Source organism: Pseudomonas sp. USHLN015 (assembly GCF_037153275.1).
Taxonomy (GTDB): domain Bacteria; phylum Pseudomonadota; class Gammaproteobacteria; order Pseudomonadales; family Pseudomonadaceae; genus Metapseudomonas; species Metapseudomonas tohonis.
The window spans coordinates 435,968-453,084 of record NZ_JBBCKP010000004.1; the positions used below are offsets into that span (position 1 = coordinate 435,968).

Annotated in this window: 14 protein-coding genes; 5 read left to right on the forward strand and 9 right to left on the reverse strand. The window is 66.8% G+C overall.

The features are described from left to right. Positions 1 to 12 precede the first annotated feature (12 nt). The 3 genes from WFQ67_RS10960 to WFQ67_RS10970 all read left to right on the forward strand — a co-directional run bounded on the left by WFQ67_RS10960 (position 13) and on the right by WFQ67_RS10970 (position 3,790). Positions 13 to 1,485, forward strand: a complete 1,473-nt coding sequence (locus tag WFQ67_RS10960) for an aldehyde dehydrogenase family protein (RefSeq protein ID WP_337056857.1) — start codon at positions 13 to 15, stop codon at positions 1,483 to 1,485. 65 nt (positions 1,486 to 1,550) lie between these two features. Then, the gene (locus tag WFQ67_RS10965; protein ID WP_337056858.1) at positions 1,551 to 2,939 is read left to right on the forward strand and encodes an amino acid permease; all 1,389 of its coding nucleotides are present in this window, start codon (positions 1,551 to 1,553) and stop codon (positions 2,937 to 2,939) included. A 23-nt stretch (positions 2,940 to 2,962) separates the two neighbouring features. Next, positions 2,963 to 3,790, forward strand: coding sequence for a phytanoyl-CoA dioxygenase family protein (locus tag WFQ67_RS10970; protein ID WP_213629110.1), 828 nt, complete (start codon positions 2,963 to 2,965; stop codon positions 3,788 to 3,790). Positions 3,791 to 3,934: 144 nt separating this feature from the next. On the opposite strand, the gene WFQ67_RS10975 is transcribed toward WFQ67_RS10970, so the two are convergent. From WFQ67_RS10975 to WFQ67_RS11010, 8 genes are all read right to left on the reverse strand, one after another. Further along, positions 3,935 to 4,891, reverse strand: coding sequence for an NAD(P)H-dependent flavin oxidoreductase (locus WFQ67_RS10975; RefSeq protein WP_337056860.1), 957 nt, complete (start codon positions 4,889 to 4,891; stop codon positions 3,935 to 3,937). Positions 4,892 to 5,256: 365 nt separating this feature from the next. Further along, on the reverse strand, positions 5,257 to 6,360 hold the full coding sequence (locus tag WFQ67_RS10980) for a hypothetical protein (RefSeq protein ID WP_337056862.1): 1,104 nt from the start codon (positions 6,358 to 6,360) through the stop codon (positions 5,257 to 5,259). Further along, the gene (locus WFQ67_RS10985) at positions 6,290 to 6,718 is read right to left on the reverse strand and encodes a hypothetical protein (protein ID WP_337056863.1); all 429 of its coding nucleotides are present in this window, start codon (positions 6,716 to 6,718) and stop codon (positions 6,290 to 6,292) included. Before WFQ67_RS10985 ends, WFQ67_RS10980 begins: the two co-directional genes overlap by 71 nt. Before the next feature lie 278 nt (positions 6,719 to 6,996). Next, the gene (locus WFQ67_RS10990) at positions 6,997 to 7,461 is read right to left on the reverse strand and encodes a hypothetical protein (RefSeq protein WP_337056864.1); all 465 of its coding nucleotides are present in this window, start codon (positions 7,459 to 7,461) and stop codon (positions 6,997 to 6,999) included. 193 nt (positions 7,462 to 7,654) lie between these two features. After that, the gene (locus WFQ67_RS10995) at positions 7,655 to 10,027 is read right to left on the reverse strand and encodes a TonB-dependent siderophore receptor (RefSeq protein ID WP_337056865.1); all 2,373 of its coding nucleotides are present in this window, start codon (positions 10,025 to 10,027) and stop codon (positions 7,655 to 7,657) included. Positions 10,028 to 10,127: 100 nt separating this feature from the next. After that, positions 10,128 to 11,090: a FecR family protein gene (locus WFQ67_RS11000; protein ID WP_337056866.1), complete on the reverse strand. Its 963-nt coding sequence runs from the start codon at positions 11,088 to 11,090 to the stop codon at positions 10,128 to 10,130. Positions 11,091 to 11,144: 54 nt separating this feature from the next. After that, a complete protein-coding gene (locus WFQ67_RS11005) occupies positions 11,145 to 11,621 on the reverse strand; it encodes an RNA polymerase sigma factor (protein WP_213629122.1) in 477 nt (158 codons plus the stop codon). Positions 11,622 to 11,732: 111 nt separating this feature from the next. Continuing rightward, positions 11,733 to 13,748 (reverse strand): sensor histidine kinase, encoded by a 2,016-nt coding sequence (locus tag WFQ67_RS11010; protein ID WP_337056867.1) that lies wholly within the window; start codon positions 13,746 to 13,748, stop codon positions 11,733 to 11,735. A gap of 258 nt (positions 13,749 to 14,006) precedes the next feature. Here WFQ67_RS11010 and WFQ67_RS11015 point away from each other — a divergent pair, with 258 nt between their 5' ends. Continuing rightward, positions 14,007 to 14,693, forward strand: coding sequence for a response regulator transcription factor (locus WFQ67_RS11015; protein ID WP_337056868.1), 687 nt, complete (start codon positions 14,007 to 14,009; stop codon positions 14,691 to 14,693). A gap of 11 nt (positions 14,694 to 14,704) precedes the next feature. Here the strand turns inward: WFQ67_RS11015 and WFQ67_RS11020 are convergent, their stop codons facing one another. Then, positions 14,705 to 15,388 carry a response regulator transcription factor gene (locus WFQ67_RS11020; protein WP_337056869.1) on the reverse strand — a complete coding sequence of 228 codons (684 nt, stop codon included), beginning with the start codon at positions 15,386 to 15,388 and terminating at the stop codon, positions 14,705 to 14,707. 335 nt (positions 15,389 to 15,723) lie between these two features. Between WFQ67_RS11020 and WFQ67_RS11025 the strand changes: the two genes are divergently transcribed. After that, positions 15,724 to 17,106, forward strand: coding sequence for a TolC family protein (locus WFQ67_RS11025; protein ID WP_337056870.1), 1,383 nt, complete (start codon positions 15,724 to 15,726; stop codon positions 17,104 to 17,106). Positions 17,107 to 17,117: the final 11 nt, after the last annotated feature.

The window sequence follows — 17,117 nt, forward strand, 5'->3', positions numbered from 1 at the left end:
GAAGGAACCACCATGAACGAGGCAACGCTCTACATCGACGGCTGCTGGGTCCGCCCGAGCCGTCCCAACCGCTTGAGCAGCATCAACCCCGCCACTGAAATGACCCTGCAGGAGGTGTCGGCGGCCGGCATCGAGGAGGTGGACCTGGCGGTGCAGGCCGCGCGCCGTGCCTTCGAGGGGGAATGGGGCCACACCCGGGGTGCCGTGCGTGCACGCTTCCTGGAGGCCATGGCCGATGACCTCGAACGCCGTGCCGAGGAGCTGGCCCTGCTGGAGGTACTCGACAACGGCAAGCCGCTGCCCGAGGCCCGGCAGGATGTCGCCGAGGCCATCGCCTGCTTCCGCTACTACGCCGGGCTGGCCTGCGAACTGGACGAGCGCCAGGAGCAGCCCCTGGCGCTGGACGACCCACGCTTCAGCTGCCGCATCCGCCACGAGCCGGTGGGCGTGGCCGCGCTGATCGTGCCCTGGAACTTCCCCCTGCTCATGGCCGCCCGCAAGGTGGCACCGGCCCTGGCGGCGGGCGCCACCTGCGTGCTCAAGCCCTCGGAGCTGACGCCGCTGACCGCCTTGCAGCTGGGCCACACCGCCCATGCGGTGGGCCTGCCGCCGGGCGTGCTGAATATCGTGCCCGGCCGTGGCGATGAGACGGGGCAGGCCCTGGCGCAGCACCCGGAGGTGGACAAGCTGGCCTTCTCCGGGAGGCTGATCACCGGCGCCAGGCTGGTGGCCGATACCGCTGCCGACTTCAACAACCCGACCCTGGAACTGGGCGGCAAATCCTCCCTCATCGTCTTCGACGACGCCGATCTCGATGCCGCCGTGGAGTGGGCCCTGTACGGCATCTTCCGCAACCAGGGCCAGGCCGGCAGCGCCACCTCGCGGCTGCTGGTGCAGCAGGGCATCGCCGAACGCTTGCTGGAGCGGCTGGTTGAGGCCGTGCGCGATATCTGCATCGGCCCCGGCACCGAGCCGGGCGTGCAGATGGGGCCGCTGGTCAGCGCGGCCCGCTACAGCCAGGTGATGGAGGTCATCGCCCAGGGCCGGCAGGACGCGCGCCTGCTCACCGGCGGCCGCCGCCCGCCGGGCTTGCACATCGGCTACTTCATCGAGCCCACGGTCTTCGACGAGCCCCACACCGGCAGCCCCCTCTGGCGCCACGAAATCCTCGGGCCGGTGCTGAGCGTGAAGCGCTTCGGCACCGAGGAGCAGGCCGTGGCGATGGCCAACGACAGCCTCTACGGCTTCGCCGCCGCCGTGATGAGCACCGACCTGGACCGCGCCCGCCGCGTCGCCGGGCAACTGCGGGTCGGCGTGGCCTGGATCAACTGCTCGCAACCGGCCCTCGTCCAGGCCCCCTGGGGCGGCACCCGCCTCAGCGGCCTCGGCCGCGAGCTGGGCCCCTGGGGGCTCGACAACTACCTGGAGGTGAAGCAGGTGACCGAATACATCAGCGAGGAGCCCTGGGGGTGGTACGGGCGCTAGGGCGGGGCCGGCAACGGGGGGCATGCAGCCCTGCGCTACACGAACAACAAGAAAGGGGTAACGCAATGCAGAACTCGACAATGCGCCGTGGGCTCAATGCCCGGCATATCCGCTTCATGGCCCTCGGCTCCGCCATCGGCACGGGGCTGTTCTATGGCTCGGCGGCGGCCATCCAGCGCGCCGGGCCTTCGGTGCTGCTGGCGTACCTGATCGCCGGCGCGGCGGTGTACCTGATGATGCGCGCCCTGGGCGAGATGGCCGTGCGCACGCCGGTGGCCGGTTCGTTCGGCCACTATGCCAACCGCTACCTGGGGCGCTTCGCCGGCTTTCTCACCGGCTGGACCTACGTCTTCTCGATGCTGATGGTGTGCCTCGCCGACGTCACCGCCTTCGGCATCTACATGGGCCTGTGGTTTCCCGATACGCCACGCTGGGTCTGGGTGCTGGGCATCGTTTTCGTCATCGCCGCGATCAACCTGTGCAACGTGCGGGTGTTCGGCGAGCTGGAGTTCTGGCTCTCGCTGCTCAAGGTCGTGGCCATCGTCGCGATGATCCTCGCCGGGTTCACGGTGCTGGTGTTCGGCATCCGCCTGGGCGATGCGGGCGGGGTGGCCTCCTTCGCCAACCTCTGGGCCCATGGCGGCTTCTTCCCCAATGGGCTGGAGGGCATGGTGGCGTCCTTCACCATCGTCATCTTCGCCTTCGGCGGCATCGAGGTGATCGGCCTCACCGCCGGTGAAGCGCAGGACCCGCAACGCATGATCCCCAAGGCCATCAACTCGGTGCCGCTGCGCATCCTGCTGTTCTACGTGCTGACCCTGCTGGTGCTGATGGCCATCTACCCCTGGCCGAAGATCGGCAGCCAGGGCAGCCCCTTCGTGCAGATATTCAGCGGGCTGGGCATCGACGCCGCCGCCACCCTCCTCAACCTGGTGGTGATCTCGGCGGCCATCTCCGCCATCAACAGCGACATCTTCTGCACCGGCCGCATGCTCTACGGCATGGCCGGCAATGGCCAGGCGCCGGCGTCCTTCGTCCGGCTCTCGCCTGCCGGCGTGCCCTGGATGACGGTCCTGGTGATGACCCTCGCGCTGCTCGTCGGCGTGCTGCTCAACTACCTGCTGCCCAACGAGCTGTTCCTGCTGTTCGCCTCCCTGGTGACCTTCGCCGTGGTCTGGGTGTGGCTGATGATCCTGCTTTCCCAGGTCGCCATGCGCCGTCGGCTCGACGCGGAGGAGGTCGCCGCGCTGCGCTTCCCGGTGCCGTTCTGGCCCTGGGGGCAGTACCTGGCGATCGCCTTCATGCTGTTCGTCTTCGCCGTGATGGCGAGCTTCCCCGACACCCGCACCGCGCTCTATATCGGCGGCCTCTGGCTCATGCTCCTCGGCATCGCCTACCTGATGAAGGGGCCTGGCGACGAGCCGGCCGATGCGGCATCGACCCTTCGTCCCTGATCACGCACGCAAAGGAAATCGCCATGACCCGGCACCGCTACGAATTCGAGCTACCCCATTCGCTGATCGAAGACTTCCACCGCGACGGCGCCATCTGCGTGCGCCAACTGTTCAAGGCCCAGGAGGTGGCGCTGCTCAGGCAGGGCATCGAGCGCAACCTCGCCAACCCCAGCGAGCGCGCCAAGGTCGCCAGCCGTCCTGACGACCCGGGCTGGTTCTTCGAGGACTTCTGCAACTGGCGGGAATTCGACGAATACCGCCGCTTCATCTTCGAGAGCCGCGTCGGCTCGGTCGCCTCGCAGCTCATGGGCGGCGGCACCGCGCGGCTCTACCACGACCACCTGCTGGTCAAGGAACCCAACACCCGCCAGCGCACGCCCTGGCACCAGGACCAGCCCTACTACAACGTCGAGGGCCGGCAGAACTGCAGCATGTGGATGCCCGTCGACCCGGTGGCGCGCGCCTCCACGCTGGAGTTCGTCGCCGGCTCGCACCTTGGCCCCTGGCTCATGCCGCGCACCTTCCTCGATAACCAGGCCCGCTGGTTTCCCGAAGGCTCCCTGGCCGACCTGCCGGATATCGAAGCCGACCGCTCCCGCTGGAACATCCTCGGCTGGGAGCTGGAGCCGGGCGACGCGGTGTTCTTCCACATGCTCACCCTCCACGGCTCCGGCGGCGTGGGCGGCAACCGCCGACGTCGCGCTTTCTCCCTGCGCTTTCTCGGTGAAGACATGCTCCACGCCCCCAGGCCCTGGAACACCTCCCCGGAGTTCCCCGGTCTGGCGGACGAACTGGCAGCCGGCGCCCCAATGGAACACCGCCTGTTCCCGGTGCTCTGGCCGAGGGTTTGAGGGAGAGAGGTGTGGGTTGGGCCGAGGCACGAGGCCCAACGTGCGGGGTTGAGCCTTGTACCGGAGCTTCGGTGGGCACATGGCCCGTGCTTCAGCGCGTGGATTGCCCCGGACTGAAGTCCGGGCTACGGAAACGGACTGTGATCAGGCCGACAACAGCCGCGCCCTGGCCTCGGCATATTCGCGCTTGAGCTGGGCGATGTACTCCGCCGCCTTCTGCACCTTGTCGATCGGGGCGATGCCCTGGCCGCAGCCCCAGATGTCCTTCCAGGCCTTGGCCTCGCTGCTGCCGAAATTCATCTTGCTCGGGTCGCTTTCGGCGAGGTTGTCCGGGTCCAGCCCGGCCGCGAGGATCGAGGGCTTGAGGTAGTTGCCGTGTACGCCGGTGAAGAGGTTGCTGTAGACGATGTCATCGGACGAGCACTCGACGATGGCGCGCTTGTAGCCCTCGGTGGCGTTGGCTTCCTCGCAGGCGATGAAGGCCGAGCCGATGTAGGCGAAGTCGGCGCCCATCGCCTGGGCCGCGAGGATGGCACCGCCGGTGGCGATGGCGCCGGAGAGGGCCAGCGGGCCGTCGAACCATTGGCGGATCTCCTGGATCAGCGCGAACGGGCTCTTCACCCCGGCATGGCCGCCGGCACCGGTGGCGACCGCGATCAGGCCATCGGCGCCTTTCTCCACCGCCTTGCGGGCGAAGGCGTTGTTGATCACGTCATGCAGCACCACGCCGCCATAGGAATGCGCGGCGGCGTAGATGTCCTCGCGGGCCCCCAGCGAGGTGATGACGATCGGCACCTTGTACTTAACGCAAAGCTCCATGTCGTGCTCCAGGCGGTCGTTGCTCTTGTGCACGATCTGGTTGATCGAGAAGGGCGCCGCCGGGTTGTCGGGGTTCGCGCGGTTGTAGGCGTCCAGCGTCTCGGTGATCTCCGCCAGCCAGTCCTCCAGCAGCGAGGCGGGGCGCGCGTTGAGTGCCGGCATCGAGCCGACCACGCCGGCCTTGCACTGTTCGATCACGAGTTTCGGGTTGCTGATGATGAACAGCGGCGAGCCGATGACGGGGAAGGGCAAGCGATCCAGCGGGGCGGGGAGCCGGGACATGTGTATTCCTACCAGTCTTTGAATGAGAAGAGTTTGCAGACTGTCGTTCCGCTTCCCTTCCGGTCAAGCACCGGTTCGCGGGTTCGGCATGAAGGCCCCCGGGGTTGGCGGGAGTGCAATGCCCGCCCGCGCCATCACCCGCGAACACGGCGGCGAACTGCACCTGCACAACCGCCCCGAAGGCGGCCTGCGCGCGCGGGTGGAGTTGCCGTGGGGCTGATGGGCGCAGAAGGCCGCTCTTGTAGGTTGGGCTGAGGCACGAAGCCCAACGAGCCAGGCCGAGCCTTGCCCCGTTGGGCCTCGCTACGCTCGGCGCCAACCTTCATCGTGCGCCGCATGCGTGAGGCGAAGCCGCCACGGGCAACCTATTTCTGCTCCTTTAGGCTTGGCATGATCTTGTCTGCACATATTCCAACCAACTCGGCTCTCAACGGCTTACTTTCGGTTGGATCCAGGCCCTCAAGCATCCTAGGGATATTTCGCAGGCAGACATCGAGTGCGGCGGCACCAGCTACAAGCTTCTGGGCCTCAGAAATATTCTGGGCTGCGACTCCAGTGGAGAATACTTTCCCGATTCGTACATCGACGCCGGAGTCTTTCTGTTTGTTGGCGTCAGCTGGATCGCCTTTGGAGCCCGCCGTTGAGTCCGAGTTAAAGGAGCCATAGACGGAGATAGCATCTCGTTTTTGGATGCTGGCCAGTTTCTCAAGGGCGCCTTTCACTTTGGCTTCCTGATCTCTGGCTACGGTTTCAGCGATTGCCAGTTCTCTGTTGGCGGCGGAGTATTTCTCACTGATCTCTTTTTCTGAGGCCTTGATGGACGTTGTGTCTTTATCAAGGACTTCCTTTAGGTCGGCCGCATATTGAGTGCTGGGGTCGACGCCGCCTTCGGTCTTGCATGCACTCAGAGACTTAAGTAAGTCCGAGATTTTGTCTGCATCTGTTGTGCCTTTACATGGCGGTGACTTCAATTCAGTCCTCAGGCTTTCGACTCTGGATGTTGCAGTCGATATCGCATCCAGTTTTGCCTTGAGTTCCTGAGCCTTTGTTTTCTTTGAGTCCAGGTCAGCCTGATACTTGAGGAACCGCTGCATGTCCTTGGATTCCTGAGTAGTCAGCAGTTTTGCTGCTGCATCCGCACTGGCTTGCTGGCCGTAAATCCCATAGATCTCCTTGATGGCATACAAGCTTTCATCAAAGGGCTTTCCTGAGCTGACCGCATCCTTGAGTCCCGGATTCGAAACCGCCACCGGCGCATAGGCGGCATCCAGAATCTTCACCCCGACAACCGCTTCCAGCGACTCCGGCTGCGTGGGCGCAACGCCGAGCTTCACCCCCACGACCTGCGCCGATGTATAGGCCAGTGGCGCCTGCTGCAGCGGTGCGCAGCCGCTGGCGCTAATCAGGCTGACCAGCAATGTGCTCCCCAATGCTGTTGCGGATTTCAGTGATTGGCGCTTTGCATACATGGTCCGGCTCCTGGGTCTGGAAGGAAAAGTCGTTCTTGTTGGCGCTGCTGTTTATCGAGATGAGCAGGCACGCCGAGGCATCCTCCCGCTCGACCGTGACTTGCTCGAAGTCGCCGAAACCGAGAGACAGGGCCTTGTTCGAAGCGGCGATGCCGTACGAGCGTTGGTGGACGTAGAGAGGTTTCTTGCCCGGGTCGATGCGGATGTAGGCGATGCCCGGAAGGTAGTGCGTTTCCACGGTGCCGGACTCGCCGACCACATGGACAACGGTGCATCCGGTGCCAAGGGCGAAAGCACTCAGGCCGGCGAATAGGCGCGCACGGCCGATGATGCGGAGCACGGCTCCCATTGCTTTCATGGTCCAGATTCCCTTCTGCCCAGTGCTTCGCGTTCGATAGGTAGTGAAATGGCCGCCAGAGTATGGGGCGAACCAGAGCGTAGCTATTAATTGGCCACTATCAAGCTGGCCTTAGGATCGGAGAGGTCCGCTCTTTGGGTTTTGGGGCGCTGTGTAGGAGTGTCCTTGACCAAATGGCCGATCAAGTAACCGACCATGTAACCGATCAGGTAAACCCTGGAGCGTGCCGTTGGGCCTCGCTGCACTCGGCGCCAACCTACGCTGAGTCGGGCATGCCGCTAGATCTTGCCAAGAATCGCCTGCAACCCCTTCTGGTCCGCCTCGCTCACCGTGCCTTCCAGCCCGCAGCTGCTGAACTCCACCTTCCCGCCGGTGGCGAGGGTCTTGAACAGGCCGAGGTCCACTGTCATCACCACCTTCTCGCTGGAGGTTTCGTCGTCGACCTGCAGCTCGCCGTAGCCTTCGTTGGCGACGGTGCCATCGACCTTCCAGGTGATTTCCCCGCACGGCTCCATGACGGGCGTGCGGGTGCGGTGGACGATCGCCAGCGTGGCGAAGCTGGCCTTGCCGTCCTTCGGCACGAGTACGGTGGCGTTGAGCCCGGCGGGGCCTTCGAGTTGGGTGTCGCTGGTCCAGTTCAGCACCGTGCCGCCGAGCATTTCTTCGGCCTGCTCGGTGAGCGTGCCGGCGAAGACGGGGGTGGCGGCGAGGGTGAGCAGCAGGGCAGAGGCGGTGCGCAGCATGGGGGTGATCGTCCTTGGTCGAGGGAGCGGGTTGGGACGCGCAGTGTGCGGTGCTGAACGCCGCTGGGGCTACCTCTTTTGTCAGCGGGTGAGAAGCAGGAGGCCCAACCTGCGGGTTGGATTTCGCAGCGTTGGGCCTCGCTGCGCTCGGCGCCAACCTACAGGTCGCTCCGTGCGCTATTTGCGGTGGGATTTACCAGCGGTAGGCGACCCCGGCCGTGACCTGGCGTTCAGCACCGTAGAAGGCGGCGTAGGTGTAGGTGAGGTAGTCCTCGTCGGTGAGGTTGGTGACGTTGAGGGTGAGGTCCCAGGGGCCCATGGCGTAGCCGAGCATGGCGTCCACCAGGGTGTAGGAGGGCGCGACGATGCTGGTGTCGAACAGGCCGGGGACCTCGTCCACGTAGCGCACGCCGGCACCGGCACGCAGTTCGCCCGGCCCGACCTGGCCGAAGCGGTAGTCGCCCCACACGGAGAACATGTTGCGCGGCATGCCGCCGCTCTTCTGGCCGGCTGCGCTGCTGGTGGTCTGCTGGGTCACTTCGGCCTTGGTATAGGCGTAGGAGGCGGTGATGCTGGCGTTGGCGCCGATGTCGGCCTTGGCCTCCAGTTCCAGGCCACGTGAGCGCACCTCGCCGGTTTGCACCTGGAAGCCGTTGTTCACGGGGTCCGTGGCCAGCACGTTGCTGCGGGTCAACTGGTAGATCGCGGCGGAGTAGAGGGCGTTGCTGCGGGGCGGCTGGTAGCGGATACCGGCTTCGTATTGCTCGCCTTCGGTGGGGTCGAACTTGGTGCCGGCGTGGGAGGTGCCGATCTGGGGTTCGAAGGATTCGCTGTAGCTGACGAAGGGCGCCAGGCCGTTGTCGGCGAGGTAGACCAGGCCCACGCGCTTGGTGAAGGCGTCGCTGTCCTGGCGTGAGCGGTCGTTGCCGTACAGCGCGTCTTCCTTCTGTTTGGCCCAGTCCTGGCGGCCGCCGAGCAACAGCACCCACTTCTCGTCGAACTTGATCTGGTCCTGCAGGTACACGCCGCTCTGGCGGGTACGGTTCCTGGAGCTGTACGGCGCTGGGCCGAGGGGGGTGAAGATGCCGCCGTAGACCGGGTTGAAGACATTCAGCGGGGTCAGGTCATAGTCGTAGCGGTCGGTCGTCAGGTGGCGATCGCCGTAGTCGACGCCCGCCAATACGGTCTGCTCGAGGCGTTCGTGATGGAAGCGCGCTTCCAGTTGGGTGTCGACGACGAAGTTGCGTGAGTCGTCGACGCGGTCCTGGGCGCCACGCGCGACGGTGGTCATCTGCGGGTCGATGAAGCGGTCGAGCCACACCGACGGCATGTCGTTCTCGGATTCGAAGTAGCGCAGGTTCTGGCGCACCTTGAGGTCGTCGTTGAAGGCGTGCTCGAAGCGGTAGCCGATATCCCAGGCGGTGATCACCGATTTGTCGTATCCCGGCTCGCCGGTGAAGGTGTGGCGGGAGATATGGCCGTTGGGGTTGGGCCGCACGGTGCCTTCTGCGGGCAGGCCGTAGACGTAGGCGGTGCGGCTCTTCTGGTAGGTGGCGAGCAGGGTCAGGCTGGTGGCGTCGTCCGGTTGCCAGGTGAGGGACGGGGCGATGTAGGTGCGGTCGTCCGGCACGTGGTGGGTGGTGGTGTCGCTTTTGCGCTCCAGGGCGGTGAAGCGGTAGCTGAGGGTGTCGGTCAGGGCGCCGGCGTGGTCGGTGGCCAACTGGTGGCGGTCGTTGCTGCCGGTTTCGGCCTTGATCTCGTGCAGCTCCTCGCGGGTCGGCAGCTTGCTCACCACGTTGATGATGCCGCCCGGCGCGGCCTGGCCGAACAGTACCGAGGAGGCGCCGCGCAGCACTTCCACGCGCTCCATGCCGTAGGGCTCCTGGGTGCCGTCGTAGATGTTGCTCATGTAGCGCATGCCGTCGCGGAAGGTGCTGCCGCTGATCTGGAAGCCGCGCAGGACGAAGGTGTCGGTGAGGCGGTCATCGGCCTCGGTGGCGATCACCCCGGCGGTGTAGCCAAGGGCGTCGCGCAGGCTCTGGGCGTGGATGTCGCTGATCTGGTCGCGGGTGACCACGGAGATGGATTGCGGCGTTTCGAGGATCGGTGTGTCGGTCTTGGTAGCGGTGCCGGCGGCCGTGGCCACGTAGCCGCTCACCGGGCCCAGGGCGGACTGCTGGCCGCTGGCGTTGATGTCGATCTGCGACAGGTCGAGGGTGCCGTCGCCGCTCGGGCGTTCCAGGGTGATGCTGCCCGCGCCGTGGCGGAAGTTCAGCCCGCTGCCCAGGAGGAGCATGCCCATGGCCTGGTCGGCGGTGTAGCGGCCGCGCAGCGCCGGCGCTTGCCCGGTGAGTGGCTCTTCGGTGGTGCGCAGCACGGCGATGCCGGTGGTGGCGGTGAACTCACCGAGGGCGTCGAGCAGCGGCTGGCTGGCGATATCGAACTGGAATTGCGGCTGGCGTTGCTCGCTGGCGGCTTGGGCGCTGTGGGCCTGAAAGGGCGCGGCAATGGTGGCGAGCAGGGCGCTGGCGAGCAGCGTTCGGGCCAGGCGGTGTCGGTTGGTCATGCAGTGGTTCTCCCCCGTAAAACGGCAAATGCGAATTATTCACTGCCGATACAACGGGCGAGACCGGGACACCCCTCAAGGATTTTTCAATTTTTTTGCATCAGCGATGCAACACCACCGCCAACCCCGGGATCTGCGTGGTCTTCAGGCCCAGTTCGGTGCTCAGGGCGCTGAGTACAGCGTGGGGGTCGCTGGCGCGGAAGGTGCCGGAAATACGCTGGTTGCGCAGGCCTTCATCGAGCAGCACGACGGGCGGATGGCCGAGGTGCTGGAGGCTGTCGAGCACCTCGCCGAGGCTGGCGCGATCAAAGATCAGCAGCCCGCGTTGCCAGGCCAGGGCGCGGTCGCTGTTGACCGTTTCCGGGCCATGCAGGCCGGTGCCGTCGAGGCTGGCCTGCTGGTTGGGGACCAGGGTGACGAGCGAGTCGGCGGCGGTGCCGCGTACTTCGACCCGGCCACGGCTGACCGTGACCCGCTCGGTCTGGCCGGCGGCGTCGACGGCGAAGGCGGTGCCGAGCACCCGGGTGCGCAGCCCCGGGCTTTCCACCACGAAGGGGCGGTTGGCGTCGTGGCTGACGTCGAACCAGGCGCGGCCGCGCAGCAGGGTGACGCGGCGCTCGCCCGGGCTGAAGTGCAGGTCCAGGGCGCTGTCGGCATCCAGCAGCACGTGGCTGCCGTCGGCCAGGGTCAGTTGCTGCTGGGTGCCGGGGGCGCTGGCGTAATCGGCCGCGTAGCGTTGCAGCAGGCCGGGGTCGCGCCAGAACAGCGTGCCCACCGCCAGGCCGAGCACGCAGGCGGCGGCGAGTGCCGGCCAACGCTGGCGCCTCACCGGGCGACGGCGGTGCCAGCCATCGCCGGCGAGTTGCCGGGCGGGCTCGCCGAGTTTTTGCCAGAGCCGCTCCACCGCCTGGAAGGCTTCGGCGTTGGCCGGTTCGCTGTCCAGCCAGTGGCGGAAGTCCATGCGTTCGCTCGCCGACAACTGCGGGTTCTGCAGGCGCACGTACCAGCGGGTCGCCGTGTCCTGACGATCCTGCCGTGCTTGCTGTTCGGGCGAGGTCTTCACTCTGCTTGCGTTCCACGAATCGAGGGGGCTGTCATTACAAGGTGCGACACCGGGTCAGCCCTCCGTGCGCTGGCAATGCTGGAGGACGCGGATGATGTCCTTCTCCACCGTGCTCAGGGAGACCCCGAGCCGCTCGGCGATGCTCGCATAGGAAAGGCCATCGACGCGACTGAGCAGGAACACTTGCTGGCAGCGACGGGGCAGCCCTTGCAGGCGGCGCAGCAGGTGTTCGAATTCCTGGTGCGCTTCGGCTTGCTGCTGCAGGTCGATGGTGTCGTCTTCGTCGCCCTGTTCCCGGGCATGGCGGCTGCGCACCTGGCGTGCCCGCAAGTGGTCCAGGGCGAGGTTCTGCGCGGTGCGGAACAGCAGGCTGCGGTCGCCATCGCCGAGCTCCCGGTCCCAGAGCCGCAGGAAGGTGTCCTGGGCGAGGTCCTCCGCCGTGCTGCGGTCACCGACGATGCGTCGGATCAGCTGCAGCAGCCGGTTCTGCTCGCGCAGGTAGAGGGCCAGGAAGGGCGACGACTTGCTCATGGGCGGGCAGGCGACGGTTCGGTGGATGAAGGGAGTGCGAGATTAATGCGTATGCAATCACTTCTCAATTACATCTTTGCGCACCCCTACCGCCTCGCCGGCCCAGCGGATTCATCCGGCTTGCTGCCCCGGTGGCTCCAGCGGCAGGCTAAGGCGGAAGCAGATGGGCGCGTCCCCGCCGGTGCTTTCCAGGGCGATCTCGCCACCGTGAAGCGCCGCGATGCGCTTGACCAGGTAGAGGCCGAGGCCGGCGCCGGGGGATTGCTGGGCCTGGCTGCCGCGGAAGTATTTCTGGAACAGCAGCGGCGCCTGTTCGCGGGGGATTTCCGGGCCTTCGTTGACCACGCGGATGTCGAGCATCCCCGCGTCCGTGCGCTCGCGCACGTCGAGGCGGATGACACTGTCGGCCGGGGCGTGGCGGTCGGCATTGGCGATCAGGTTGCGCAGGGCGATGCGGGTCAGGCCGGTGTCGCAATGCAGCGTCTGGCGCTGGCTGTGGTACTCGATGCGGGTGCGTCCGGGGGGCACGTCGCTGGTGCTGCGCGCCAGCAGCTCGGGCAGGTTCTCTTCGGTGCGGCGCAGCTCGGTGCTGGTCTCGGCCATGCGGTCGTGGTTGAGGTAGTTGTCCACCAGGGTCAGCAGGCGGGTGGTGGATTCGCGGATGTTCTGGCAGCGCTGCTCGTTGCGCTCGGGGGCGCTGCCGAGGTTGCGGGCGATCTGCTGGGCCGAGGTGGCGATGATCGCCAGCGGCGTGCGGAATTCGTGGGAGACCATCGCCACGAAGTCGCGCTGCTCCTCGCGGATGCGCTGCTCCTGGCGCAGCAGCTCGCGCAGCTCGCCCTCCAGCTCGGTGCGCCGGCGGATCTCGTCGCGCAGTTCCAGGGTGCGGGCGTCGATCTGGCGTTCGAGGTGGGCGTTCTGGTCCTGCAGCACGTGCTTGAGCCTGCTCTCGGCGCGGCTCTTTTCGTCCTTCAGCTTCCGGTAGTGATTGATGATGCGCATGCTCATCAGCAGCATGTGCAGGAGGGTGCCGAGCGCGGCGGCGTTGTCGGTGGCGAAGGAGGTGGGGACGATGCCGAGGTTGCGCAGGAAGCTGACGATCACCCCGGCGTAGTAGATGCCGAAGATGAGCAGGAATACCCGCGCCGAGGCATGGCCCTGGAACAGCATGCGCACGGCCATGCCGATCAGCAGCGGGATGGTCAGCAAGGAGGCGATCTGCACCAGCGGTGCGCCGGTCTGGTAGTGCCCGGCGAGCACCGCCGTGGCGGAGGCGAGGCCGATGACCACGCTGAGCACCGTGAGCACGCGCCGCAAGCTCACCATGTCCCTGGGCCTCAGCTGGCGCTGGGCGAAGATGAAGCCGAGCGGCAGGCTGGCGGCCAGCCCGCAGCCCAGCATCCGGTCGCTGATGCTCCCGGGGATGCCGAAGACCTGTTGCGGCAACCCGTAGCTGAGGCTCTCGATGGCGATGCAGCAGCTCACGTAGATCAGGTACCAGCCGCTTTCCGGCGCGCGGGTCATGCGCCAGAACACGCTGTGGAAGACGATCAGCGCGAGGTAGATGCCGAAGTACAGGCCCGAGCCCAGGTATTCCACGCGGGTGCGGTCGCCGAACTCGGCGGTGGGCATCAGGCGCACGCTCACCGACATGGCGTTGCGCGCCTCCAGCCGCAGCAGCAGCCAGCGCGGCTGGTCGGGCTGCAGGGTGAGGGCGAAGGAGGGCGTGCGGTAGTCCACCTCCCAGTGCTTGCGGTTGATGGATTCGCCGCCCTGGACCACCCGGGGCGCGCCGCCCGTCTCGTAGTCGTAGAGGGTCACGCCGTCGATCAGGGCGTTGTTCAGCGTCAGCATCCAGCGCTCGGGTGATTCGGGGCCGGCCTGCACCTGCAGGCGCAGCCAGATCACGCTGCGGGTGAAACCGGCATTCAGCGCACCGGGCAGCGCCTTCCAGCCGCCGGCCTGCATGGCGCCGGCGGCGTCGAGACGGCCATCGGGGTCGTCCAGGCGCTCCAGGTAGCCCCGGGTGCCGTGAGCGCGTTCGCCCAGTTGCAGGGTGTCGGCGCCTGCCTGCCAGGGCAGCAGCAGGCACAGGCAGAACAGCAGGAAGTGCAGGGGACGGGTCATCGCTCGGCGCCGGGGCTTTTCGGAAGCCGGGGATTCTAACCGGGCAACGGCGCGATTCGCTGCGCCGCTCAGATTCGCTCGGTTTTGCCGGGGCCTGCATGGGGTACGGTGCCGCCGTGTTCCGGGCTTGTGGCCGCCGGGACGCCGTTCGTCAGCAAGGGGCCGCAAGGGTGGATCGTCGTGCAAGAACACAGCCGGGCAAACTCGCCTAAATCCGTCCTGCGCATGGCTGGCGGGGCCGCCGCATCGCTCGCGCACATGCGCCTTCTGGTGGTGGAAGCCGCTCCGGACAGCCAGCCGGACCTGTGCCTGCGCCTGCTCGGCAAGGTCGGCTTCGTGACCATGAGCACCGTCGGTTCCCTGCAGGAGGCCGAGATCGCCCTGTTCGGGCCGCACATCGTCCTGCTGGAGCTGGACGGGGCGGGCCAGGCCGGTCTCGAACTGGCCGCGCGCATCCGCACCCTGTGGCCAGGCATTGGGCTGATCCTGCTTATCGAGCCCGGCCGGCTCGACCAGCGCCTGGCGGGCTATACCCTGGGTGCCGATCACTGCCTGGGCCGCGCCGTGGCCGAAGACGAACTCCTGTCGGCCATGGAGGCGCTGATGCGGCGCCTCGGCATGCAGGCCGCACCGCTGGGCGACTGCTGGGTGATCGACGCGAAACGGCAGGCCCTCAGCGCGCCGGATGGACAGCAACTGGAGCTGAGCCGCAAGGAGTGCCGGGTGTTGGGACTGCTGCGGGAGGCGCCGGAACAGACCGCCAACCGCCGCGTGCTGATCGAAGGGCTGGGCGAGGACTACATGACCTACGACGAACGTCGCCTCGAAGCCATCGTCAGTCGCCTGCGCCGCAAGATCGCCGGGCTCGATGGTGCGCCAGCGCCCATCCGCTCGCTGCGCAACCAGGGGTATGCCTTCATCGGTCGCCTGCTCTGCGCGGGCTGATCCCGGGCCGCTCAGGCGACGATGCGCACCTTCTCGTAGAAGCAGTAGCCGGTGTTGCGCAGGGTCTTGAGCGGCAGTTCCAGCCCGGTGGCCTGCTCCACGTTACGGCGCAGGCGGCGGATCTGCGTGTCCAGCCGGCGTTGGTCGTAGGTCATGTAGTCCTCGTCGAGGGCGCTGACGATCTCCCGCCGCGAGACGATGTCGCCGGCGCGCTGCATCAGGCACTGCAGCACCAGCATGTCCTGGTGCGACAGGCGTAGGCGCTGCTGGTTGGGCGTGCGCAGCTGGCGCGAAGCCAGTTCCAGTTCCCAGCGGGTGCCGCCGCGTTGCAGGCCGAGGCGTCGACGCAGGGCTTCGAGCACCGCCGTCAGCTCTTCGAGGTCGCAGCCCTTGGCCAGGTAGTGGTCGGCGCCCACGCGAAAGCCGGTGACCCGGTGGTCGGTGGAGCCCCGGGCGGTGAAGGCGACGATGCCGAGGGTGCTGCCGCGTTCGCGCAACTGCTGGATCAGATCGAGGCCGTCGCCATCCGGCAGGCCCAGGTCGATGACCGCGAGGTGGTGGCGCTGCTCGTCGAAGGCCTCGGCGAAGCTCGCCAGGCTGTTCGCGAGGGTCACGCGGTAACCACTTTCACCGAGGAACTCGCTGAGTTCCCGGGCGAGGATCGGTTCGTCTTCGAGCAGGATCAGATCAATCATTCACGGCGTTCGATACGGCATCTTCCCTGGTGCGAATTCCGCTTTACCTACATCCATTCGGTAAAGCGCTGTCCTTCAAGTGACAACATTTCCTGCAGCTTATCGAACCTTTATGGGGATGGAAAAGCACGGATTTGTGCCGCTCCGCTTGCCCGAGCGCAGCGGCAGGCGGCCGCGTGAGGCCCGTTCCAGAGCGCCGCAAGCGGTGGATAAAGGGCGCGCGAGGGGGTGAATGTCAGCATTTGTCAGTTTCGCGAGGTGGCAGAAAGCTACCATCGCGATGCCCGGTGCCCTGTCGCCGGACCATCACGATGACCTGTAGCGGTGAGCCCTCCATGCTTTCTACTTTGAAACCCGTCCTTCAAGCGCGGCGAGAGTTGCTCGCCACCTGCCTGCTGCTGTGCTCGGCGAATGCATCCGCGGAACAGGGGTTCGCCGACAGGCTCGAACGCATCCTGCGCGAGCACCAGCTGGTGCGCATGGTCGATGCCGACGTCGAGACCGCCCGCGAGCAGGTCGCCGTCGAGAAGACCGCCTATTTCCCCAAGCTCACCGTCAACGGCAGCGCCGGCAAGCAGCACATCGACCGTGAAAACGGCGGCAACGGCAGCTACGACCCGTCCGAGGCCAGTGTCGGTATCAACCAGCTGATCACCGACTTCGGCGCCACCTCGTCCCGCGTGCAGGCCGCCAAGGTGGTGCTGGTCAAGGAAGAGGCCGAGCGCGAGCTGCAGGTGCAGAACCTGACCCTGGCCGCCATCGAGGCGCAGCTGCAGGTGATCCAGGCCCAGCGCACCCAGGCCTACGCCCGCCAGTCCGAACAGAACATCAAGCAGCAGACCTCCCTGGAGAACGCGCGCATGGAGGCGGGCCGCGGCTACGCCACCGATGTGTTGCAGGCCAAGTCGCAGCTGGCCGGTGCCGAGGCGCGTCGCGTCATGGCCGACAGCCGCATGCGTGAAGCGCTGAACCGCTACCGGGTGATCTTCGGCGAGGCCGCCATCGCCGCCGACAGCCTGGAGGGCCTGGCCATCCCAGGGGCGCGCCTGCCGGCCTCCGAGGTGGACATCATCGAAAGCGTGCGCCAGCAGAACCCCGACGTGCTGGCCGCCATCAAGCGTGCCGAGGTGACCCTCGCCGAGCGCGACGCCGCCCGCAGCAAGGAGCTGATGCCGCGCCTGTCGTTCCGCCTGAGCCAGGCCCACTTCGACGACTACGACGGCTCCCCGGGCCGCCGCGACGACACCAAGGCCATGGTCAACTTCGACTGGCAGTTCGACCTCGGCATGCGTGCCGACCACGTCACCCGTGCCGCCGACCAGGCCGTGCTGAGCGCCGAGGAGAAGGCCGACTACGTGCGCATCCAGGCCATCGAGGAAGCCCGCAACGCCTGGGACTCCTGGCAGACCTCCCGCGAGCGTTCCGAGCACCTGCGCAACCAGGTGAACATCGCCGAGAGCTTCCTCGACCTGGCGCGCAAGGAGCGCGAGATGGGCCGCCGTTCGCTGCTGGACATCCTCAACGGCGAGATCGGCCTGATCAACGCCCAGAGCGACGCGACCGCCGCCGGTATCGACGAGATCATCGCCGCCTACCGCCTGCTGCGCGCCACCGGCCGCCTCAGCCCCGAGCTGTTCCGCCAGCCCGGCATCGTGCTCCCGGCCGAGCGGGCGCTGCCCCTGGCCGCCCTCGATGCCGGCCAGGCCGACGCCCGCTGAGGCCCGTTGCA

Coding starts and splice junctions, on each gene's coding strand:
- WFQ67_RS11025 (WP_337056870.1), top strand. CDS start 15,724: ATGCTTTCTACTTTGAAACCCGTCCTTCAAGCGCGGCGAGAGTTGCTC.
- WFQ67_RS11005 (WP_213629122.1), bottom strand. CDS start 11,621: ATGAGCAAGTCGTCGCCCTTCCTGGCCCTCTACCTGCGCGAGCAGAAC.
- WFQ67_RS11010 (WP_337056867.1), bottom strand. CDS start 13,748: ATGACCCGTCCCCTGCACTTCCTGCTGTTCTGCCTGTGCCTGCTGCTG.
- WFQ67_RS10990 (WP_337056864.1), bottom strand. CDS start 7,461: ATGCTGCGCACCGCCTCTGCCCTGCTGCTCACCCTCGCCGCCACCCCC.
- WFQ67_RS10980 (WP_337056862.1), bottom strand. CDS start 6,360: ATGTATGCAAAGCGCCAATCACTGAAATCCGCAACAGCATTGGGGAGC.
- WFQ67_RS11015 (WP_337056868.1), top strand. CDS start 14,007: ATGCGCCTTCTGGTGGTGGAAGCCGCTCCGGACAGCCAGCCGGACCTG.
- WFQ67_RS10995 (WP_337056865.1), bottom strand. CDS start 10,027: ATGACCAACCGACACCGCCTGGCCCGAACGCTGCTCGCCAGCGCCCTG.
- WFQ67_RS11020 (WP_337056869.1), bottom strand. CDS start 15,388: ATGATTGATCTGATCCTGCTCGAAGACGAACCGATCCTCGCCCGGGAA.
- WFQ67_RS10975 (WP_337056860.1), bottom strand. CDS start 4,891: ATGTCCCGGCTCCCCGCCCCGCTGGATCGCTTGCCCTTCCCCGTCATC.
- WFQ67_RS10985 (WP_337056863.1), bottom strand. CDS start 6,718: ATGAAAGCAATGGGAGCCGTGCTCCGCATCATCGGCCGTGCGCGCCTA.
- WFQ67_RS10965 (WP_337056858.1), top strand. CDS start 1,551: ATGCAGAACTCGACAATGCGCCGTGGGCTCAATGCCCGGCATATCCGC.
- WFQ67_RS10970 (WP_213629110.1), top strand. CDS start 2,963: ATGACCCGGCACCGCTACGAATTCGAGCTACCCCATTCGCTGATCGAA.
- WFQ67_RS10960 (WP_337056857.1), top strand. CDS start 13: ATGAACGAGGCAACGCTCTACATCGACGGCTGCTGGGTCCGCCCGAGC.